Consider the following 20,769-nt stretch of genomic DNA (forward strand, 5'->3'; position numbering starts at 1 on the left):
GCGGAAACGCACACGGACGGCCGACCCCAGTCACACGGACCTCACTGATCCCACGCTGGATGGAAGTGGTGCATCTGTCCCAGGGCGCGGAGGGAAATCTGCAGGCCAGAAACGTAACCGACCCCTCACCCATGGGCCGAAACCACCACTTCCATCACTTCCATCCGCCCGTGTGCCCCGCCTCCTCCCCCCACCGGCCCCAAGCCGCCGAGCCCACCCGGCGTGCCCCCAAACCGCAGCCGCGCCCCACCACCCCGCCCCAGAACGCAGTCCGCCCAAGGGCCCAACGGACTCAAGCCGGCCACTTTCCCCCGGCCGCCCGCTCGCTTCCTCCCCGTGCTGGAGTGAGCCGAGTCAAGGGTCGGCCGTAGGCCGATCGGCGGAGCCGACGCGGGAGTGGAGCGCAGCGGAACGGGAGCGCCCTTTACTCGGCTCGCGGAAGCACGACACTGGCCAGGAAGCGGGCGGCCCGACAGCAACTGGTCAGTCCCGGCTCCGCAAAGCGCAGAGCCTCTCGGCCGACCGAGTCGGGTGGGCGGGTGGGCAAATGGGCAGGCAGGCAAACAGAATCAACCCCGCAACGCCCCCGACTGCTCAGGCACACGACTTCACGCTCTTCCACGTCCTGCGCTACGGCTTCCGGCCGTCGAAGATCGCCTTCCTGGCGTGGCACGCCTGGCACGACGCGGAGGGCGGCGCCTGGCCGCCGAACTTCCCGGAGGCCAAGCGGGTGGCGTACGACCTGCCGGAGATCGGGCGCTGGCTGGAGGTCTTCTGCCGCCGCTTCTTCGGGTTCGCGCAGTTCAAACGCTCGGCCATGCCGAACGGGCCGAAGGTCTCGGCCGGCGGTTCGCTCTCCCCGCGGGGTGACTGGCGCGCACCGTCCGACAGCTCGGCACGGACCTGGCTGCGCGACCTCGCCCGCTTCGACTTGTGAGCAGCTGAGGCACCGGGGGCTCCGCCCCCGGGCCCCGGTTCAGCCCTTGAGTGAGGCGACGAAGGGGGCCCAGGCGGCGGCGGTGAGGATGAGGGCGGGGCCGTGGGGGGTCTTGGAGTCGCGGACGGGGACGAGGCCGGGGATGTTGTCGGCGACTTCGACGCAGTTGCCGCCGTCACCGTTGCTGTAGGTCGACTTGCGCCAGATGGCGGCGCCGGGGAAGTCGCCGGCCACTTCGACGCAATCCCCGCCGTCCCCGTTGCTGTAGCTGCTCTTGAACCAGAGCGCGTCACTCAAGTCGATCCGGTTGCTTGCCATTTCGGTAATCCTCTGCCGCTGCCTTGATCATGGCGAGGGACGTGTCTGGTGACAGCGCGACCGCCCTGAGCCGATCGTATGCCTTGCGGTACTGCTTCACGAGGGCCGGATCGTCGATGGTGTCACCGCTGTAGGACGCCTCGATGTAGAGCAGCGACGGCGCGTCCGGGAAGGTCATGACTTTGATGGAGGCGGCCATCAGGGGATACGGGCCGCACGTCCGCGGAACGATCTGCGGAGTGATCCGGCGCCGCTCGGCCAACTCCACGACCCGGTGCAACTGTTCGGCCACCTCCAGCGGAGGAAGGATCGGATCCGCGATCAGCGACTCGTGCAGGATCGCCCAGTACTCCGGGGTGGAGTGATCCTCCTCGAAGAGGCGGGCGCGGGCGAGTCGGGCCGTCACCTTCTCCTCGACCCACTCGTCGGAGGCCGCCGGATGGGCCGACCGGACCAGCGCGCGAGCGTACGGGGCGGTCTGGAGCAGCCCGGGAAAGGTGATGGGGCACCACTCCTCAATGGACTCCGCGTACTTCTCCGCCTCCAGGACCTTCTCGAAGTACGCGGCATGCGGTCCCCGCCGCGCCTTCCGCACATCCTCGCAATGCCGCTCGAAGAACCCGTCGGTGTTGAGCACCCGATCCGCATGCCGAGCCAGTTCGATCGGCATCCTGCGCTCCCCGCGCTCGATGTCGCTCAGGTACGTCTTGCCGTAGAAGCTGCCCTCAAGGAACGCCTCCAACGACAGCCCCACCGCCTCCCTCTTCCACCGCAACTCCTTGCCGTAGAAGGTCGGGACGCTCATCGAGCCGTCAATGTCCTTGCGCCGTGCCATCGCTCACCTTCCGCTGCCCCGGTCGCGAACGCGAAACGCCTTTCACCGTAGCGAGCGCGACGACAGGCTGTGAGGCATTCGTCACACAACGCACCGGAAGAGGAAGACGCCACCGATGCCCGACCGCTCCCCCACGGCCTACGACGCGACCCTCTGCGTGGAGGACCTCCGCGCCGCCCTCGCCCTGCACGACATCACGCTGCCCTCCCTCCGCGTGGACCTGCCGAGCTTCGCGGGCAGATACGCACCGCCCGCCGGCCTCGTCGCGCTCGGGAACTGCAACACCGCGACAGCCCGTGCCCTGGCGACCGCCCTCCGGAAGGCGGCGCCCGGGCAATGACCTTCGCACTCACCCTGCTCGCGACGCCAAAGGCCGTACCAGAACTCCGCCACCACCTCCGCGCTCACGACTTCGAAGTCCGCCTGTGCGCAACGGAGTTACTGACGAACGTCATCGACCACCTCGGCGAGGGCACCCCGGTGACGGTCCGCGTCACCGGCACAACCTGCGGCCACACCCGCATCGAGGTCACCGATCCCGATCCACGCGCCCTGCCCGTCCTTCTGCCCGTCGCCGACACGGCCGAGTCCGGCCGCGGTCTGGCCCTGGTCGACCAGCTATCCCGGCGTTGGGGAATGGATCAGGGAGCGGACCGCAAGACGGTCTGGTGCGAGCTGGCCGAACCGGGGCAACGGTCGGTCACGTAGAGGAGAGGCGAGTTCACGCTTGCGATCAGCAGGATGGCTACGGCGGTGCCAGGGCTGCTCCAGATCAAACCCCATCACGCTCTCACACGAACGTGAACACCTGTACGAGTACGCCTGTGTGTGCCTAGAGTGTCGACGTGCACCGGCGGAGCCTGACCACTCCGTACGCACACATCAGTCAGCGACCGGGGGAACGCCGTCGCTCACGGGGAGGGGTTGCATCGCCATGCCATCGCACTGGCCATCCATGTGCATGAACCCGGCCAGGGACCTGCGCTTCTGAGTCTCCGTGAGAGTCCTTGCATTTACTGCTCTGCGGAGCATTGCATCGGCCGATCAACCGGCGCATACACACTCTGAAGAAAGTGATGCTCCGTTGCCTTCCCGACCAGGAAGATCGCTCATACCAACGCCAGGACGTTCAGGACTACTTGCCCGAATCATCCTTCTGCTGACCGCAGTCGCGGTCGTCGTCGGCCTTGCTGTGCGACCCGACCTCGCCGGCCTCTCGGACCAGGACGATGCAAGCCTCGTAGGGGATTCCTACGACGGCTACGACACCAAAGCGGCTGAACAACTGCGCGGTGATCAGTGCGTGGCCGCTGATGCCTTGCGCAAGGGCGGACCCAACTTGTTCGCCCTGGCCCAGAATGCTGTCGGACTGCCACCCGATCAGCTCCACCAGAAGCTCGACCGCAACCTCGACGACAACAACACCCCCCTGCACCAGGCGTTCTACGCGGACGATGCGAGCACCGACCAGTGGGTCAAGAAGGTCGGTGACCAGTGGCAGGCGTGGTCCGGTGCTGTCAGCGGCCTGGAGCCCTACCCTGGTGCACCGCAGGGAGCGAGCAAGATCTTCGACCAGATCGGGCTGCTTCCGTGGCTGTACCAGTCACACCTCAAACGAGTCGACTTGCTCTCGCCCTTCTACGAGCCGTCTCCCACTGCTGACGACGGCACGAAGGCTGCCGCGGTCGCGATCGGTGACCAGCTGTACACCTCTGGGGGGACACCGGAGGAGCAGCAGGCATGGGCGCTGTGGAAGAAGAACTCCGGGAAGATCGAACCCAACCAGTTGTTCGTTCCTAGGGTGTTCGCCGATGACGCCCGCATCTTCCTGTCCTCAGGCGGCTTCCCCCGCACCGCTCCGGCCCCGGACACCCCGGAGTTCCGCGTCGCGGTCGAGGACCTGAAGGCCCGCTTCGCCGCGTGCGCGTGGCACGACCCGATCGACCCGGACCGGGTACTCGGCAAGGAAGTGGCCCAGGCGTCCACCGAATGGCAGCAGGAGATCGCTTCGCAGGCCACGCAGCGACAGCAGATCCTCGCCGCCAACGTCACCGCCACGAAGGCGTTGCAGGACGGCACCTTCGCCCTGGGCAAGCTGCTCGGCCAGTCGTGGATCGCGGACTACTCCACCCGCTGGCTGGACCACTACACCGAGGGCGGCATCAACTGGATCGGTGACGCCCCGCTGGAGATCCAGGTGGAGGCGGCCAAGGGCAAGTGCCTCGACGTCCAGGGCGCCGGCAAGACCAACGGCACCCCGGTCCAGGTCTACACCTGCAACGGCAGCAGCGCCCAGAAGTGGCAGCTGTGGGGGATCTACGACGGCCACTACACCCTCCTGAACGTCAACGCGCAGAAGTGCCTGGAGGTACTGAACGGCGCCAATGCCAACGGCACGAAGATCCAGATCAGGGACTGCGGCAGCAGCAAGGCACAGCAGTGGACGTTCAACGTCCGCGCCGCGGACGAGCTGCGCAACATCGCCACGGACAAGTGTCTGAACCTGGCCACGTTCGACAACGGCAAAGACGCCCAGCTGAACACGTGCAACGGCTCCAACGCGCAGAAGCTCCGCATCGTCCCCAAGGGCCACACCGGCAGCGCGCCGTCGAAGGCCGACGTGGACAAGGCCAAGGCGAACGTCACCAGTGCACAGTCGGAGGCGAAGAAGCAGCTCGCCGCCGTCAAGGCACAGCTCGCCACGGCGCAGAAGGCCACCGTGACGTCGGACGCAGCCATCCAGGCCGCCTATGGCATCGCCGACACTAACGGCGCGCCGCGGGGGCGTGGTCTGCTGGTCGGTCAGCAGAAGGACCAGGTCGCCAAGGGTTCGGTTGCCGCACTGCAGGCGATGGTGAAGGCTGCCGAGACCGCCGAGGCCGCCACCCGCGCCTCCGCCGGCGACAGCCAGACCATCACGCAGCGTGCACTGGCTCAAGCCGCCCAGTCGAAGGCCGAGTTCCGCAAAGAGGCCGCCAAGGCGGCCGAGTGGCAGGCGAAGGCGGCCGCCGACGCGGCGAAGATCCACCGGGACAACGCCAAGAAGGACAAGGAGACCGCGGAGGCGAAGCTCGCCGACGCGCTGAAGGCCGAGGGCGACGCCAAGGCAGCCGCCGCCGACGCGCACGCCAAGCGGCTCGCCGCCGAGGCCGAGGAGAAGACGGCCAAGGCCGAGAAGGAGAACGCCGCCGCCAAGCGGGCCGAGGCCGCCGAACACAAGAAGAACGCCGAGACCCAGGCGTCCAAGGCGAAGGACGCCAAGGACAAGGCGGAGGCCGCCGAAAAGACCGCTGGAGACCGGCGCGACGACGCGGTCAAGGCACGCGACCACGCCAAGGCCATGCGGAACGACGCCTGGGATGCAGAGCAGCAGGCGGATGCCGCCCGCGCGAAGGCCAACGCCAAGGACGCTTACGCCGACAAGCTGGACTCCGGTGCGGCGGCGGACGCCGCCCGCGCCGCAGCGAACGACGCCGACAAGTCGGCTGGCGACGCCGAAGCCGCCGCCAAGAAGGCACGCTCCGAGGCCGACGCCGCCACCCAGGCGGCAGCCGACGCCGACGCCGCGGCCACCCGCGCCGAGGCGGCCGCCAAGCGGGCACGCTCCGACGCGGACGCCGCCCAGGCGGACAAGCTGAAGGCGGACGCGGCCGTGAAGACCGCGACCAGCGCGGTGGCCGACGCCATCAAGGCCTCCCAGGACGCATCAGCCGAGGCCAAGACCGCCGTCAAGCTGGCCGACGAGGCTCAGCAACACGCCAAGGACGCCAAGACCCAGGCCAACGCCGCCAACGCGGAGGCCGCCAAGGCACTCGCCGCCTCGGCGAAGGCCGCGGGCTACGCCCATGTCACCGCGCAGGCGGCCGTGGACGCCGGCAAGGCGGCGGAGCAGGTGGCCAACCCGGCCAACGACGCGATCCAGCTCGGCTCACCGTATGTCGACACCGACTCGGCCGCCGGCCTGGTCGTGCTGACCGGACAGGCGTCGAAGACGATCGCCGAGCAGCAGCAGGCGGTAGCCGACGCGCACGCCAAGAACGCCGCCGCCGAGGCCCAGGCGGCCAAGAACCTCGCCGACCAGGCCAAGGGCGACGCCAAGGAGGCCTACCAGCACGCGGCCAACGCCGCCCAGTACGCCGCCGACGCCCGCACCTACTCCAAGGAGGCCCTGGGTTACGCGGCAGACGCGGCCAAGGCCGCATCCGCGGCCGCGGCATCACTGGCCCGCACCATCGAGTACGACAAGCAGGCTGCCGACGACGCCGCAGCCGCCGACAAGGCGGCCGGCAACGCCGAGGGCTACGCCAAGGACGCCCGCGACTCCGCCGACGCCGCCGAACTCGACGCCGAAGCAGCCCGCTCCGCAGCCGCCCAGGCCGAACAGGACGCCAAGGACGCCCGCGCCGCCGCCGACCGCGCCGACACCGCCGCAACCGAAGCCGAACAGGCGGCCAAGGACGCCGCCAAGTACGCCAAGGAAGCCCAGGATGCAGCCGACCGCACCGAGCGGGAGGACGCCAACAAGCAGGTACAGACGGGTGCGGCGACCGGTGTCGGAGGGGTCTTCTCCGTCATCGAAGAGATCAAGCAGCGCGGCGAGCCGGAACGCCTCCCCAACGAGTGCCACGGCATCAACTGCAACACGCTGGTGTTCATCGCGCACTTTGACGCGGTGGTCAGCTTCTACCTGTGCACCAATCCGGACGTGCCCGCCACCGAGGCCGGCTGCCCGGCCGAGGACACGGTCTTCCTGAAGACGCAGACGGTCCCGGACCTGACCAAGAAGATCAAGGTCTCCGCGTGGGACGTGACCGTGGACCTGTGGAAGGGGATCGCCAAGTCGATCAAAGGCGACTTCACAGGCTGCTACCACAAGCTCAACGGTGACGGCAGCGGAAGCTTCGGCGACTGCGCTTGGGCCGCCACCTGGCTGCCCATCGGCGGCGCGATCACAAAGATCACCGAGGCGATCCGTGCCCTCGACATCGCCATGCGGTCCGGTGAAGGGGTCCGCGACGCGCTGAAGGCGCTGAAGGCGCTGGACGTCGACGCCCAGACGATGGCCGAGATGGAGCGGTCCGTGGAGGTATTCGAGGAGCTGCGGACGGCGTGCTCGGTCAACAGCTTCCCCGGCACCACCGAAGTGGTCCTGGCCGACGGCAGCCGCAAGGCGATCAGCGACGTGCGAACCGGTGACCGCCTGATGGCCGCCGACCCGGCGACCGGACGCACCCAGGGCGAGCCGGTCACGCGCACCTTCTACCACACCGCGGTAGACCTGGTCGACGTCACCCTGGCGGACGGCGGACGCCTCACCAGCACGCCCGGACACCGGTTCTTCGTCACCGGCCGCGGCTGGACCCTGGCCTCCGACCTGGTCCCCGGAGACGCCCTGCACACCCCGGACGGCACCTTCCGCACGGTGGCCGGGCTGCGCGAGCGGGACCACTCCGCGCCCCAGGCGGTGTACGACCTGACCGTGTCGGGCCTGCACACCTTCTACGCGGTGGCGGGCGGCAGCCCGGTCCTGGTCCACAATTGCAACGACCTCGTGGCCGACGCGCAGAAGTTCCCCGGACAGGCTCACATCCTCGATGAGCACGTGAACCCGACGCAGTCGGAAGCGCTCAGGCTCGCTGTGGGGAAGGGTGAGAAGAACAGTGTGTTCGTCGACTTCCAAACGGCTCAACAGGTCGTCGACTACGCCTTGGCGAACAAGGCGGGCGAAATCACCAAGTGGCTTCGCGGCAACGACCAGCAGAAGACACTGAGGGGGACGTTCGGGGCGAGGAATCCCCTCGGCTTTGTCGCTCACCCGGACGGCAGGACGATCACGCAGGCGGGCAACCAGTACGTGATCATCCTTAAGCGTGCCCCAGGGCATAGGTTCGGCTACTACGTCTACACCGGGTATCCGGTCTGAGGAGGAGACGCCCGATGCATCGGTCTACGGAGTTCACGTTCGGCATCCCGTGGATCATGAGTTTCTTCCACCAGGACTGGACACTGGACGCCTCCACCGAAACTGAGGCAGTGGCGAATCAGTTCGTGGAGGAGCTGGAGCCGGGGTTGGTGCTGCTGGTGCGGCGTGACGCCCGGCTCCTCCTGGACAACCTCAGCTCGGACCAGATCAAGGTGCTGTGGGAAGGCTGCGCCGACGGAGGGGAGTACTTCTTCCGCCGCGGCCGTGTCACTGAAGGCGCCGAGTGGATGCGGCAGGTGATCGAGGTGTGCGATGCGTGGCTCTCCCACCGCTCGGGCCCTCCGACGCTCACCGACGCAGACGCATACGAGGGGAGAGAGCTGGCCGACCAGGTCCTGGCCTCGGTGAAGGAGTTCAGGAGCATCCTCGCTCCCGAGGTGGCGGAGACGCTCGGCGCATGCTCCCGCTCCTGCACCCCCGATCTCGCATTCCGGCTCCTCCTGAGGGCCCTAGTCGAACGGAGTGCGTCGCGGTCTCCGGGACACGTGTCGCTGTCCGAGGACCAGTACGCGAGGCTGAACAGGCTCGGGTCGGCATTCAACTACGGTGAGTTCGTCGTGAGCGATGTGAGGTACCTGGTCGAAGGCGGTTAGCGGGAAGCCCTTTTTCCGCCCTATCTCAGAGGGGGGTGGGCGTGACACACCCCACCCCCCGCTCCTTTCAAACTCCGTTGACAATGGACTGCGATCTCACCGGTTTCCTCGATGCTCCGGAGCCCCCACCGGCCCAGGCCGGAGGCGACTCCCTACGTCGACGAGGTACGCGACATCCACCTCCCATTCTCCGAGCGCGCGATGCGGAATCCCACCTCGTCATTCCGGAAGGTCGGGGGGCTGTGCCGCCTCGCTGATGCCCGGCAGCTCCAGTGCTCGTCGACCCATCCACCACCACGAAGCACCCGATGTGTGCCGTACACCTCGCGGTCGTAGCCGTCCCAGCACCAGCCCCACGCATGGCCCAGCATGTCGGAACACGCATTCACGAAATCCGCCGTGAACGTGGTCGGACGAGGACGATCCGACGTACAGCAGACCTCACTCAAAGACCCAGTCCGCCTACGGCCGACAGTTCCTGCTTTGTTAACTCAGACGACGTCGTCCCGGTAGCCGGGCCGGGTCTTCATGGAGACGAGCAGTCGTAGCGCATGTGGTTCCTCCTGGCGCCAGGGCGAGGCCGGATGCCTGCCCGAGCCCCATGCCTTGCCCTGATCGCGGCCTCTTCGCCGACCGAACCGCTCGTCCACCGGCCGACCGAGTCGGGTGGGCGGGTGGGCAAATGGGCAGGCAGGCAAACAGAATCAACCCCGCAACGCCCCCGACTGCTCAGGCACATGGGCAGCAACCACCCGGCCGACCCGCCCGCCCCGGACGCTCTCCCGCCGCCGGTCCACCAGATAAGCCACCCCAGCCACACCCAGCCCCAGCACCGCCAGCCCCGCCCCGGCAACCGCAGGCGACGTAACCCCGAAGCCCGCCGCCAATGCGAGTCCCCCGATCCAGGCGCCGCCGGCATTCGCCAGGTTGAAGGCCGCCTGGTTGGCCGAGGATGCGAGGGAGGGAGCGGCCGCGGCCTTCTCCATGACCATCAGCTGGAGCGGGGAGCCGGTGATGAACGCCGCCATGCCGAGTAGGGCCACCGCGAGGGCCGCGCTCCACTCGGCCCGCATCAGCAGAGGGAACAGCAGCAGTACGCCCGCCAGCGAGGCCAGCCCGCCGAACAGCGTCCCCCGCATCGACTGGTCGGCCAGCCGGCCCCCCAGCAGGTTGCCCGCCGTCGCGCCCACGCCGAACAGTGCCAGCAGCACCGTCACGCTGCCCTCGGCGAACCCGGCGGAGTCCGTCAGCATCGGGGTGACGTAGCTGTACGCGGCGAAGAGCGCGCCGAAGCCCGCCACCGTCGTACCCAGAGCCAGCCATACGGGCACCGACCTCAGCGCGGCCAGTTCGCCGCGCAGTCCCGTCGTAGGGGCCGCAACCCGGTCGTGCGGGATCAGCAACGCGAGCGCGGCTATCGCAGCTACGCCGATCGCACTCACACCGAGGAACGTCGCCCGCCACCCCAGATGCTGACCCATCAGCGTGGCGACGGGAACGCCCGCGACGTTGGCGACGGTCAGGCCGAGGAACATCAGGGAGACGGAGCGCGCCTTGCGCTCCGGCGGGACCATCGCCGTGGCCACCACCGCGCCCACGCCGAAGAAGGCGCCGTGCGGCAGGCCGCTGAGGAAGCGGGCGGCCAGGAGCGAGTCGTAGCCGGGGGCGAGCGCGGAGAGCGCGTTGCCCGCCACGAACAGGGCCATCAGGCCGATGAGGACCGTACGGCGGGACATCCGCGCGGTCACGGCGGCCAGCAGCGGGGCGCCGATGACGACGCCCAGCGCGTACGCCGAGACCAGGTGCCCGGCGGTGGGGATCGAGATGTGCAGGTCGTCCGCGACGTCGGGCAGCAGGCCCATCATCACGAACTCGGTCGTACCGATACCGAAAGCGCCGACGGCCAGAGCGAGCAGGGCCAGGGGCATGAAGGGCCTGTGCCTTTCGAAGTAAGAGTTCGAAGCAAGACTTCGAAGTAGGAGAGCGGAGTCCGTACAGCTTATGTTCAGCTACGGAACAAACTCTCAGGCCCAGTATTCCGGCCGGTTACGAGGACGTGTCCAGCTTCACACGGGCAGCCACCGGGAGGTGGTCGCTGTTGGTGCGCGGCAGGGTCCAGGAGCTCTCCGGCTCGACGCCCTTGACCATGATCTGGTCGATCCGCGCCATCGGGAACGACGCCGGCCAGCTGAACCCGAAGCCGCTGCCGGCCGCGCCCTGCGTGGAGCGCAGCTGCGAGGTGACGGCGTTGAGCGAGCGGTCGTTCATCGTGCCGTTCAGATCGCCGAGCAGCACGATCCGCTGCAGGGTCTCGTGGGCGATCGCCTCGCCGAGCGCGTCGGCGCTCTTGTCGCGCTGCCGGGCGGTGAACCCGGCCTCCATCTTCACCCGCACCGAGGGGAGATGGGCGACGTAGACGGCGAGCGGGCCCTTGGGGGTCGCCACGGTCGCGCGCATCGCGCGCTGCCAGCCGAGCTTGATGTCGACGTCCTCCACGCCGGTCATCGGGTACCTGCTCCACAGGCCGACCGTGCCGACGACCGCGTGGTACTTGTACGTCGACGCGAGCGCCTTCTCGTACACCGGGACGGCGGACGCGGGCAGTTCCTCCAGGGCCAGCACGTCCGCGCCGGAGGAGGCGACGTCCCGGGCGGTGGCGGCCGGGTCGGGGTTGTCGGCGTTCACGTTGTGGGTGGCCACCATCAGGTCCCCGCCGCCGGCGGTCTTGTCGGTGAGCAGTCCGCCGAAGAGGTTCAGCCAGACGATCGCCGGGAGGAGGATCGCGATCAGGGCGGTCGCCGACCTGCGGAGCAGGCCGAGGACCAGCAGGACCGGGATGGCCAGGCCCAGCCAGGGCAGGAAGGTCTCCGTGAGGCTGCCGAGGTTGCCCACCCGGTTGGGAATGTGCGAGTGCAGCAGCATCACCAGCGCGAGCAGCAGCCCGAGGACGGCGAGGACGATGCCCCGGCGCCAGATGTGTGGATCGCCGCGCCAGCCGCCGAGCAGGGGGTGCATCAGGCGCCGAAGCCGGGATCCCGGTCGCTCGGGCCCCGAGCCGCCGTTGTCCGTCTCCGTCACGTACGCCTGCTGCGCCATACCGTCTGCCTCACTGCCTGCCGTGCACACCGTCGTTCCCCCGTGTTCATCCGACCCTAGGGGATGATCGGCTCCGTTCCCGCCGTCCCATGACGGCCGTACGGAAGACGAGGACGAACGAGGCGGGGCCGGGAGTTCCGGTTACCCCCGGAACCCGCGTGGTCTGTGACGAAACGTGCACATAAGCGCTACGAGGCTGTCGAGCTGACGGGCCGTAGCCCGGCCAGGACCGTGTCGACGATCTCCTCGGCCAGGCCTTCGGGCAGGTCGGCGTCGGGGCGCATGACGGAGCGGACGAGCATGGGGCCGACGAACATGTCGTTGGCCAGGTCCACGTCGATGTCGGTCCGCAGTTCGCCGTTCAACTGTCCGCGGCGCAGCACTTCGCGGCCCAGCTCGCGCCGGGGCTGTATGACGCTCGCGTGGTACGCCGACCAGATCTTGGGGCTGCTCTTCATCTGGGCGTACGCGTTGTGCATGATCACCGAGGAGCGGCTGAGCAGGCCTCGCCGGCGCAGGGATTCGAGCAGGACGACGAGGTCGTCGCGCATGGAGGTGCCGGGGAGATCGGGGTCCGGGGGCTCCGCGGCGCGCATGACGTCGACGAAGAGCTCCTCCTTGCCGCTCCAGCGGCGGTAGATGGTGGCCTTGCCGACGCCGGCCGTGCGCGCGACGCGCTCGATGGAGAGTTCGGCGAGGGGCACGCCCTCCTCCAGGAGCTTCATCACGCCTTCCAGGATGGCGCGTTCCACGGCCTCACTGCGGGGCCGGCCCCGGGCGGGGCCGTCCGTTCGCGGTCGGCTGTCGGCAAGGCTCACGTCGTTTCCGTCCTTTCACTGTGCTGCGGGGATTGTCCCGCAGCAGCCTCCCTCCCCCGTGGAGTCCCGCTCGAGTGTCAGTCCGCCGCCGCGACCAATTCGGGTTCCTTCTTGTCCTCCTGACCGACCGGCGGCTTGCCCGGCAGGAACAGGACCGTCACCAGGGCGCCGATGAGCGCGACGCCGGTACCGCACAGGGCGGTGACGTGCATGGCGTGCAGGAAGGCGTCGTTGGCGGGGCTGACCAGGGCCCGGCCCTGCGGGCCGAGCTTCTCGGCGACGCCGAGGGTGGCCTCGATGGACTCGCCGGCCGTGCCGCGCAGGCCGGGCGGCAGCAGTCCGAGCTTGCCCTCGATGCCGTTGCGGTAGGCGGTGGAGAGCACCGAGCCGAGGACGGCGATGCCGAGGGCGCCGCCGACCTGGCGGAAGGTGTTGCTGAGCGCGGAGGCGGAGCCGGCCTTCTCGCGGGGCAGGGCCTGCATGATGACGACGGAGGTCGGCGTCATGATGTGCGCCATGCCGGTGCCCATCAGGAAGAAGACGATCTCCAGCAGCCAGATCGGCGTGTCGGCCTCGAAGGTGGCGAAGGCGGCCAGCGTGGCCGCGATGAGCACCAGGCCCGCGGTGGTCGTGGCCTTGTTGCCGAACCGCTGAACCACCAGCCGGGCACGCGGCGCGAAGATCATCTGCGCGGCGGCCAGCGGCAGCAGCATCAGACCGGACTGCAGCGGGGAGTAGCCGCGCACGCTCTGGGTGTAGAAGACGGAGAAGAACGTGACGCCCATCAGCGCGAAGAAGACCAGCGCGATGGCCGCCATGGCGGCCGAGAAGACCTTGTTCTTGAAGTAGGTCACGTCCAGCGACGGGTGGTCGCTGCGCTTCTCGAAGACGACGAAGACGGCGAGGACGGCGAGACCGGCGCCGATGGTCGACAGCACCTTCGGGTCGGTGAAGTCGGCCAGTTCGCCGCCCTTGATGATGCCGTAGACCAGCAGGACCAGGCCGACGACGGACAGGACCACGCCGATCGGGTCGAGGCGGCCGGGGTTGGGGTCGCGGGAGTCCGGCACGAGCCACACCATCAGGGCGAGCGCGATGATCACGATCGGCACGTTGATGAGGAAGACCGAGCCCCACCAGAAGTGGTCGAGCAGCGCGCCGCCGGTGATCGGGCCGATGGCGATGGCGAGGCCGACGCCGCCGGCCCAGATGCCGATGGCCTTGGGCTGCTCCTCGCGCTCGAAGACGTTCATCAGCACGGCGAGGGTGGCGGGCATCACGAAGGCGGCACCGAGGGCCATCAGGGCGCGGTAGGCGATCAGCTGGTCCGGGGAGCCGGACTCGGCGGCCAGGGCCGAGCCGATGCCGAACACCAGGAGACCGCCGAGCAGGACCTTCTTGCGGCCGAGGCGGTCGCCGACGAGGCCGGAGGTGAACAGCAGCCCGGCGAAGACGAGGGTGTAGGCGTTGATCGCCCACTCGATCTCGCTCTGGGTGGCGCCGAGGCCGGTGGGCGCCGGGGTGGAGATGGTCTTGATGGCGACGTTCAGGATCGAGTTGTCGAGCACCACGATGAGCAGGCTCAGCATCAGCACGCCGAGGATCGCCCAACGGCGCCGGTGCACCGTTTCCGGTATCCGGGAGGCAGGGACGGGACTTGTCATGTGTTCAAGCGTACGATCATTCCGATACGGAACGGTCTCGTATCTTATTCCTTTACCAAGGCCTTACTACCAAGGCCTTACACAGTCGGCGCCCGGCTTCGGGAGCCGAGGGGATCACACGGGGGTCCCCTGGCCCTCGCCGGCACGAGGTGCCACCATGGAGACGATCCGGGGACGCCGTCAGGGCGCCTCGAGATGACTGAAGGAGCCGTTGCCATGACGCAGCTTTCGGCTGCCCAGAACAAGCCTTCCGACGGCAGCAAGGCGCTGTACGGGGGGAAGGGCACCCGCCGCATCACCGTCCGCGACATCGCCCTCGCCAAGGAGCGGGGCGAGAAATGGCCCATGCTCACCGCCTACGACGCGATGACCGCGTCCGTCTTCGACGAGGCCGGGATCCCGGTGATCCTGGTCGGCGACTCGGCGGGCAACTGTCACCTGGGCTACGAGACGACCGTCCCCGTCACGCTCGACGAGATGACCATGCTCTCGGCCGCCGTGGTCCGCGGCACGCAGCGCTCCCTGATCGTGGGCGACCTCCCTTTCGGCTCCTACCAGGAGGGCCCGGTGCAGGCGCTGCGCTCGGCGACCCGGCTGGTGAAGGAGGCCGGGGTCGGCGCGGTCAAGCTGGAGGGCGGCGAGCGCTCGCACGAGCAGATCCGGCTGCTGGTGGAGTCCGGCATCCCGGTGATGGCACACATCGGTCTGACCCCGCAGTCCGTGAACGCGATGGGCTATCGCGTGCAGGGGCGGGGCGAGGAGGCGGCGCAGCAGCTGCTGCGCGACGCGAAGGCGGTCCAGGACGCGGGCGCGTTCGCGGTCGTGCTGGAGCTGGTTCCGGCGGAACTGGCGGCCGAGGTGACGCGCGTGCTGCACATTCCCACGGTCGGGATCGGTGCCGGGCCCGAGACGGATGCGCAGGTGCTGGTCTGGACGGACATGCTCGGGCTGACCTCCGGTCGCGTGCCGAAGTTCGTCAAGAAGTACGCGAACCTGCGTGAGGTCATGGGGAACGCGGTGAAGGAGTTCGCGGAGGACGTCGTCGGCGGAACGTTCCCGCTGGAGGAGCACTCCGTCCATTAGCCATTGCGGCAACACCACGGACAGCCCGCCGATCGTCCCCCGTCGGCGGGCTGTCCCCCTTTTTGCGCCTAAACCGGCGCCGCTCTCGCGGAGGTGGTCGCTCGCCGTCGTGGTTGCTCAATTGATGATTGCGGTGGTCGTCGGGGATTTGTCGGTGCTGTCGGTCGGCTGTCGGTGGTTTGTCGGTGGGGCCTGGCACCTTCATGGGCATGACGCGAATCGACGACAACCCCGCCGGCGGGCGCCCCGCCGTGACCGTACGGGGACTGGTCAAGCACTACGGCGAGACCAAGGCGCTGGATGGGGTCGACCTGGATGTACGGGAGGGCACCGTCATGGGGGTGCTCGGGCCCAACGGTGCCGGGAAGACCACCCTCGTACGGATCCTGTCCACTCTGATCGCCCCCGACGCCGGACAGGCCACCGTGGCCGGGTACGACGTCGTACGGCAGCCCCGGCAGCTGCGCCGGGTGATCGGGCTGACCGGGCAGTACGCCTCGGTGGACGAGAAGCTGCCCGGCTGGGAGAACCTGTACATGATCGGGCGGCTGCTGGACCTTTCCCGCAAGGACGCCCGCGCCCGCGCCGACGAGCTGCTGGAGCGGTTCTCGCTGACGGAGGCCGCCCGGCGCCCGGCGAGCACCTACTCCGGCGGTATGCGCCGGCGGCTGGACCTGGCCGCCTCGATGATCGGCCGGCCGGCGGTCCTGTACCTCGACGAGCCGACCACCGGACTCGACCCGCGGACCCGCAACGAGGTGTGGGACGAGGTCAAGTCGATGGTCGGGGAGGGGGTCACCGTGCTGCTCACCACCCAGTACATGGAGGAGGCCGAGCAGCTCGCCTCCGAGCTGACCGTCGTTGACCGCGGCAAGGTGATCGCCAAGGGCGGCATCGAGGAGCTGAAGGCCAAGGTCGGCGGGCGCACCCTGCGGGTGCGGCCGGTGGATCCGCTGCAGCTGCGGCCGCTCGCCGACATGCTGGACGAGCTGGGCATCACCGGGCTCGCGACCACCACCGTGGACCCGGAGACCGGCGCGCTGCTGGTGCCGATCCTCAGCGACGAGCAGCTGACCGCCGTGGTCGGCGCGGTCACCGCGCGCGGCATCACGATCTCCTCCATCACCACCGAACTGCCCAGCCTGGACGAGGTGTTCCTGTCCCTCACCGGCCACCGCGCCGGTGCCCCGCAGGACGCCACGCCCGCCGACACCCGCGAGGAGGTCGCCGTATGAGCGCCGCCACTCTCACCCCAGCCGCCGCCGCTTCCAAGGGCGACACGCCCATCCCGCTGCGCGCCCACCTGCGCCACACCGGCGCGCTCATCCGCCGCAACCTGCTGTGGATCCGGCAGGACCCGGAGTCGATGTTCGACGCCATCCTGTTCCCGGTCATCTTCACCCTGCTGTTCGTGTACGTCTTCGGCGGCTCCATCGGGCAGTCCCTGGGCGGCGGTCAGGACCGGTACGTGCAGTACGTCGTGCCCGGCCTGATGGCCATGATGGGCATGAACATGGCCCAGGGCGTGGGAACCGGCTTCAACCAGGACTTCAACTCCGGTGTCATGGACCGCTTCCGGTCCCTGCCGATCGGGCGCGGCTCGGTGCTGTTCGCCAAGATCGCGGTCGAGCTGATGCGCATGCTGTTCGCGACGGTCGTGCTCATGATCGTCGCCGTGCTGGTGGGCTTCGACGTCACCAACTGGGCGGGGCTGCTCGCCTCGGTGGGCCTGTCCGCGGTGTTCGGCTCGGCCCTGATGTGGGTGTTCCTCACCCTCGGTGTGGTGATGAAGAGCGCGCAGTCCGTGCAGGCCATGGGCTTCTTGGTGCTGATGCCGCTGCAGTTCGGCTCGTCGATCTTCGCGCCGACCGCCTCGATGCCGGGCTGGCTGCAGAACTTCACCGACTACAACCCGCTGTCCGCCCTGGCGGACACCGCGCGCGGCCTGATGGTCGGCGGACCGGTCGCACACAGCCTGTGGGTGACCCTGATCTGGTCGGCGGCCCTCACCGCGGTGATGGCACCGGTCTCGATCCACAAGTTCCGCACGAAGAGCTGACGTTCGCCGTGCCTCAGACCAGGGCGGTGGCCTCCGCGAGGGAGAGGCCACCGCCCTCGGCGTACGCGGTCCGGTACGCGGGACCGTCGAGCGTCTCCCGGATCCGGGACTCGGCGAGCGCGAGGACCTTGCGCTCCACACGGGAGTGGACGTGCCCGTCCGGCAGCAGGGCCTGGGCGGCACCGAGGCAGCGGGCGGCGTCCGCGGCGCGGGTGCCGCCGTCGAGCCCGGCCAGCGCCGTCGCCGCCACGGTGAGGCAGATGGAGGGCAGCTGCGGGACGATCGTTCTGGACAGCGAGTCCTCGGCGAGCCTGAGCGCCCTGCCGACGCGGTCCAGGGCTTCCTGCGAGCGGCGGTCCAGGGCGTCCAGCCAGGCCTCCTGGCCGAGGATCATGGCGTCGAAGACGACGAAGTGCGCGATCTTGAACTCCTCGCGCAGCAGCCGGAGCTGGTCGCGGGCCTCGGCGGTGCGGTCGGACAGGCTGAGCCAGGCGGCGAGATAGAGCCGGGCTGCGGGCATGCCCTCGTTGTGGGAGCCGTCCTGGCTGGCGATGACGTCCCGCAGCAGGCGCTCGCCGGTCGCGGTGTCGCCCGCCTCGATGAGAACGCTGCCGAGCCGGGCGCGCAGGACGGCCATCTGGGCGCGGGCGCCGAGGCGTTCGGCGCGCTCGTCGGCCGCCCGGTAGTCGGCGGCGGCCTCCTGGTAGGCACCCGTGCGTTCATGGGCCTCGCCGCGGGCGGAGAGGGCCTCGGCGGCGCCCCAGTCGTCGCCGAGGCGGCGGTAGATCGCCAGGGACTCCTCGGCGTCGCGGGTGGCGTCGCCCGCCCAGTCGGCACGGTTGGCGAGGAGGTTGGCGCGCATCTGCAGGGCGCCGGCCAGCTCCCACTCGAAGCCGGGGGTGTCCCGGCAGGTCCGTATGGAGGAGTCGATGAGCGTGCGCAGCCGCTCCACGCCGTTGGTCAGCATCTCGGCGAAGTACCACACCATGCCGGGGATCCGGCAGGTCTGCGGCATGCCCGGCTCGTAGACCCGGGTGATGACGCGCAGCCTGGCCTTTGCCTCGGGGGTCTGCCACGCGTCCAGCTCGGTGTCCATGCAGGCGAGATGGGCGAGGTGGACACCGCGCCGGGCCTCGGCGAGGAGTTCGCCGGTGAGCGGGGGCGGGGTGTCGGTGCAGCGCTGCCAGACCGGGCGGGCGGGACGGACCGGCTCGGTGAAGGGGTCGGGGCCGAGGGCCATGACCTCCTGGCACCAGGTGCGGGCCTCCAGGCGCAGGTCGCGCATCTGCCAGTACCAGACCAGGGACAGCACCAGGACGAGCCCCTCCTGCTCGTCTCCGACGGCGACGGCGTGCCGCAGGGCGGTGCGCAGGTTCTCGTACTCCAGCTGGAGCCGGTCGATGGCGGCGCGTTGTCCGGGGCCGCGCAGCAACGGGTCGGTGGTGCGGGCGAGTTCGCGGTAGTACGTCAGGTGGGCGCGCTCGGCCTCGGTCCGGCGCCCGGTCTCGTCCAGTCGTTCGGCCGCGTACTCGGCGACGGTCTCCAGCAGCCGATAGCGCATCGTGCCGTCCGTGGACGGGGAGGCCACCACCAGGGACTTGTCGACCAGGGAGCCGAGCGCGTCCAGGGCGGCCGGGCCGCACACGGCTTCGGCGGCGGCCAGGTCGCAGCCGCCGGCGAAGACCGACAGACGGGACAGGACGTCCCGTTCGTCCGCGTCGAGCAGGTCCCAGGACCAGTCCACGACGGCGCGCAGGGTCTGCTGGCGGGGCAGCACGGTGCGGCTGCCGCTGGTGAGCAGCCGGAACCGGTCGTCCAGCCGGTCGGCTATCTGGCGGGGCGTCAGCATGCGCAGGCGGGCGGCGGCCAGTTCGATCGCCAGCGGCAGTCCGTCGAGCCGCCGGCAGATCTCGGCACACGCCTCGGGGTCGCCCTCGGTACGGAATCCGGGGCGGGCGGCCGCGCCCCGGTCGGCGAGCAGCCGCAGCGCGACCGGCTCGGGCAGCGGCTCCACGGGGCGCACCAACTCTCCCGGCACGCCGAGCGGTTCGCGGCTGGTGGCGAGGACGGTGAGTTCCGGGCAGCGGGCCAGCAGCCGTTCGGCCAGCTGGGCGGCGGCCTCGATGACGTGCTCGCAGTTGTCGAGGATCAGCAGCATCCGGCGGCGGGCGCAGTGCTCCACGAGCTGTTCGACGGGGTCGTGCGCGTCGGTGATCGCGCGCATGGTCTCGGCGCCGGCGCCGTGCAGCACGGTCTCGCGGGCGCCGATCGCGGTCAGCACGGCCTGCGGTACGGCGTCCGGGTCGTCCACGGGTGCCAGCTCGGCCAGCCACACCCCGTCCCGGGCGGTGTGCCGTACCGCCTCGGCGGCTTCCTGCGACAGCCGGGTCTTGCCGGCTCCGCCGGGCCCGAGCAGGGTGACCAGCCGGGCCGCCGTGAGGTCGGCGCCGATGGCCTCGATGTCGGGCTCACGGCCGACGAAGGAGGTGAGCCGGGCGCGCAGGTTGCCGAGGGCGGCGGGCGGTGCGGGCCGCGGCTCGGGCGGGGCCTCGGTGAGCAGCTCGGTGTGCAGGGCGCGCAGGTCGGGGCCCGGGTCGGAGCCGAGCCGGTCGGCGAGGAGCTGTCGTACGTCCTCGTAGGCGGCCAGCGCCTGGGCCGGGCGGCCCGCGTCGCGCAGGGCCCGCAGGCGCAGCGCCTGGAGCGGCTCGTCGAGGGGGTGGCTGTCGCACAGGGCGGCCAGCTCGGGCAGGGACTGCTCGGCGTGGCCGAGGGCGAGGGCGGCGGTGTGCCGGGCGCGCAGCGCGTCCAGGCGGCGGGTCTCCCAGCGGGCGGCCTCGGCGGTGTGGTCGGGCAGGTCGGCGAGGGCGGGGCCGCGCCACAGGGCGAGCGCGTCGTCCAGGACGACGGCGGCCTTGGCCGGGTCGCCGTCGGCCAGGGCGGCGAGGCCCTCGCCGGTCAGCCGGTCGAAGCGGGTGAGGTCGATGTCGTCGGGGGCGGCGGCGAGCCGGTAGCCGCCCTCGGCGGAGGCGACCGCGTCGGCGCCGAGCGCCCTGCGGAGCCGGCCGACCAGCGCCTGCAGCGCGCCCGTGGCGTCGGCGGGCGGGTCCGCACCCCACACCTCGTCCACCAGCAGGTCGGTGGGCACGGTCCGGCCGGCCCGCAGTGCGAGCACGCTCAGCAGGGCACGGAGCCGCGCTCCGCCGACCGGGACGGGCGTGCCGTCGGGGCGGAGTGCCTGGGTGGGGCCTAGGAGGCGGTAACGCACGGGGTCCATTGTCTCCGGAGCGGTCGGTACGGGTCACCGGGTTCGGGGGGGGGGGGGGGGGGGGAGCGGGGGGGGGGGGGGGGGTGTCCTGGTGGGGAGGGCGGCAGAGGGAAAGGCG

At 70.0% G+C, this 20,769-nt stretch carries 14 protein-coding genes and 2 pseudogenes; 8 read left to right on the plus strand and 8 right to left on the minus strand.

The window, feature by feature from the left end:
• Positions 1–598: 598 nt before the first annotated feature.
• Positions 599–937: pseudogene (nadE, locus tag ACZ5DS_RS02670) on the plus strand (NAD(+) synthase); the annotation flags it as partial.
• A gap of 39 nt (positions 938–976) precedes the next feature.
• Here the strand turns inward: nadE and ACZ5DS_RS02675 are convergent.
• The gene (locus tag ACZ5DS_RS02675) at positions 977–1,255 is read right to left on the minus strand and encodes a DUF397 domain-containing protein (RefSeq protein ID WP_468233201.1); all 279 of its coding nucleotides are present in this window, start codon (positions 1,253–1,255) and stop codon (positions 977–979) included.
• A complete protein-coding gene (locus ACZ5DS_RS02680) occupies positions 1,227–2,090 on the minus strand; it encodes a helix-turn-helix domain-containing protein (RefSeq protein ID WP_468233202.1) in 864 nt (287 codons plus the stop codon). Before ACZ5DS_RS02680 ends, ACZ5DS_RS02675 begins: the two co-directional genes overlap by 29 nt.
• Before the next feature lie 115 nt (positions 2,091–2,205).
• On the opposite strand from ACZ5DS_RS02680, the gene ACZ5DS_RS02685 reads away from it, so the two are divergent.
• The 4 genes from ACZ5DS_RS02685 to ACZ5DS_RS02700 all read left to right on the plus strand — a co-directional run bounded on the left by ACZ5DS_RS02685 (position 2,206) and on the right by ACZ5DS_RS02700 (position 8,666).
• A complete protein-coding gene (locus ACZ5DS_RS02685) occupies positions 2,206–2,430 on the plus strand; it encodes a hypothetical protein (RefSeq protein ID WP_468233203.1) in 225 nt (74 codons plus the stop codon).
• On the plus strand, positions 2,427–2,798 hold the full coding sequence (locus ACZ5DS_RS02690; RefSeq protein WP_468233204.1) for an ATP-binding protein: 372 nt from the start codon (positions 2,427–2,429) through the stop codon (positions 2,796–2,798). The genes ACZ5DS_RS02685 and ACZ5DS_RS02690 overlap by 4 nt, the downstream gene beginning before the upstream one ends.
• 376 nt (positions 2,799–3,174) lie before the next feature.
• Complete coding sequence (locus ACZ5DS_RS02695; protein WP_468233205.1) at positions 3,175–8,013, plus strand: ricin-type beta-trefoil lectin domain protein; 4,839 nt, start codon at positions 3,175–3,177, stop codon at positions 8,011–8,013.
• Positions 8,014–8,027: 14 nt separating this feature from the next.
• Positions 8,028–8,666: a hypothetical protein gene (locus tag ACZ5DS_RS02700; protein ID WP_468233207.1), complete on the plus strand. Its 639-nt coding sequence runs from the start codon at positions 8,028–8,030 to the stop codon at positions 8,664–8,666.
• Positions 8,667–8,818: 152 nt separating this feature from the next.
• Here the strand turns inward: ACZ5DS_RS02700 and ACZ5DS_RS02705 are convergent.
• The 5 genes and pseudogenes from ACZ5DS_RS02705 to ACZ5DS_RS02725 form a co-directional block, all read right to left on the minus strand.
• Positions 8,819–9,040, minus strand: a pseudogene (locus ACZ5DS_RS02705) (formylglycine-generating enzyme family protein); the annotation flags it as partial.
• A 330-nt stretch (positions 9,041–9,370) separates the two neighbouring features.
• Positions 9,371–10,594: an MFS transporter gene (locus ACZ5DS_RS02710; RefSeq protein ID WP_468233209.1), complete on the minus strand. Its 1,224-nt coding sequence runs from the start codon at positions 10,592–10,594 to the stop codon at positions 9,371–9,373.
• 118 nt (positions 10,595–10,712) lie between these two features.
• Positions 10,713–11,681, minus strand: a complete 969-nt coding sequence (locus ACZ5DS_RS02715; protein WP_468233867.1) for an endonuclease/exonuclease/phosphatase family protein — start codon at positions 11,679–11,681, stop codon at positions 10,713–10,715.
• Positions 11,682–11,950: 269 nt separating this feature from the next.
• Positions 11,951–12,580, minus strand: coding sequence for a TetR/AcrR family transcriptional regulator (locus ACZ5DS_RS02720; protein WP_468233210.1), 630 nt, complete (start codon positions 12,578–12,580; stop codon positions 11,951–11,953).
• Positions 12,581–12,657: 77 nt separating this feature from the next.
• Positions 12,658–14,244, minus strand: coding sequence for an MFS transporter (locus ACZ5DS_RS02725; RefSeq protein ID WP_468233211.1), 1,587 nt, complete (start codon positions 14,242–14,244; stop codon positions 12,658–12,660).
• Between the two features lie 216 nt (positions 14,245–14,460).
• On the opposite strand from ACZ5DS_RS02725, the gene panB reads away from it, so the two are divergent.
• The 3 genes from panB to ACZ5DS_RS02740 all read left to right on the plus strand — a co-directional run bounded on the left by panB (position 14,461) and on the right by ACZ5DS_RS02740 (position 17,386).
• Positions 14,461–15,327 carry a 3-methyl-2-oxobutanoate hydroxymethyltransferase gene (panB, locus tag ACZ5DS_RS02730; protein ID WP_450687033.1) on the plus strand — a complete coding sequence of 289 codons (867 nt, stop codon included), beginning with the start codon at positions 14,461–14,463 and terminating at the stop codon, positions 15,325–15,327.
• Between the two features lie 209 nt (positions 15,328–15,536).
• Positions 15,537–16,562 (plus strand): ATP-binding cassette domain-containing protein, encoded by a 1,026-nt coding sequence (locus tag ACZ5DS_RS02735; RefSeq protein WP_468233214.1) that lies wholly within the window; start codon positions 15,537–15,539, stop codon positions 16,560–16,562.
• Positions 16,559–17,386 carry an ABC transporter permease gene (locus ACZ5DS_RS02740; RefSeq protein WP_468233216.1) on the plus strand — a complete coding sequence of 276 codons (828 nt, stop codon included), beginning with the start codon at positions 16,559–16,561 and terminating at the stop codon, positions 17,384–17,386. Before ACZ5DS_RS02735 ends, ACZ5DS_RS02740 begins: the two co-directional genes overlap by 4 nt.
• A gap of 13 nt (positions 17,387–17,399) precedes the next feature.
• Here the strand turns inward: ACZ5DS_RS02740 and ACZ5DS_RS02745 are convergent, their stop codons facing one another.
• Complete coding sequence (locus tag ACZ5DS_RS02745) at positions 17,400–20,660, minus strand: AfsR/SARP family transcriptional regulator (protein WP_468233217.1); 3,261 nt, start codon at positions 20,658–20,660, stop codon at positions 17,400–17,402.
• Between the last annotated feature and the right edge of the window lie 109 nt (positions 20,661–20,769).

This window comes from Streptomyces sp. NPDC031100, from assembly GCF_055570785.1.

Bases quoted from the DNA above. Each gene is read 5' to 3' on its own strand.
- ACZ5DS_RS02725 (WP_468233211.1), bottom strand. From the start codon at position 14,244: ATGACAAGTCCCGTCCCTGCCTCCCGGATACCGGAAACGGTGCACCGG.
- ACZ5DS_RS02710 (WP_468233209.1), bottom strand. From the start codon at position 10,594: ATGCCCCTGGCCCTGCTCGCTCTGGCCGTCGGCGCTTTCGGTATCGGT.
- ACZ5DS_RS02690 (WP_468233204.1), top strand. From the start codon at position 2,427: ATGACCTTCGCACTCACCCTGCTCGCGACGCCAAAGGCCGTACCAGAA.
- ACZ5DS_RS02745 (WP_468233217.1), bottom strand. From the start codon at position 20,660: ATGGACCCCGTGCGTTACCGCCTCCTAGGCCCCACCCAGGCACTCCGC.
- panB (WP_450687033.1), top strand. From the start codon at position 14,461: ATGACGCAGCTTTCGGCTGCCCAGAACAAGCCTTCCGACGGCAGCAAG.
- ACZ5DS_RS02680 (WP_468233202.1), bottom strand. From the start codon at position 2,090: ATGGCACGGCGCAAGGACATTGACGGCTCGATGAGCGTCCCGACCTTC.
- ACZ5DS_RS02735 (WP_468233214.1), top strand. From the start codon at position 15,537: ATGACGCGAATCGACGACAACCCCGCCGGCGGGCGCCCCGCCGTGACC.
- ACZ5DS_RS02740 (WP_468233216.1), top strand. From the start codon at position 16,559: ATGAGCGCCGCCACTCTCACCCCAGCCGCCGCCGCTTCCAAGGGCGAC.
- ACZ5DS_RS02715 (WP_468233867.1), bottom strand. From the start codon at position 11,681: ATGCACCCCCTGCTCGGCGGCTGGCGCGGCGATCCACACATCTGGCGC.
- ACZ5DS_RS02675 (WP_468233201.1), bottom strand. From the start codon at position 1,255: ATGGCAAGCAACCGGATCGACTTGAGTGACGCGCTCTGGTTCAAGAGC.
- ACZ5DS_RS02700 (WP_468233207.1), top strand. From the start codon at position 8,028: ATGCATCGGTCTACGGAGTTCACGTTCGGCATCCCGTGGATCATGAGT.
- ACZ5DS_RS02685 (WP_468233203.1), top strand. From the start codon at position 2,206: ATGCCCGACCGCTCCCCCACGGCCTACGACGCGACCCTCTGCGTGGAG.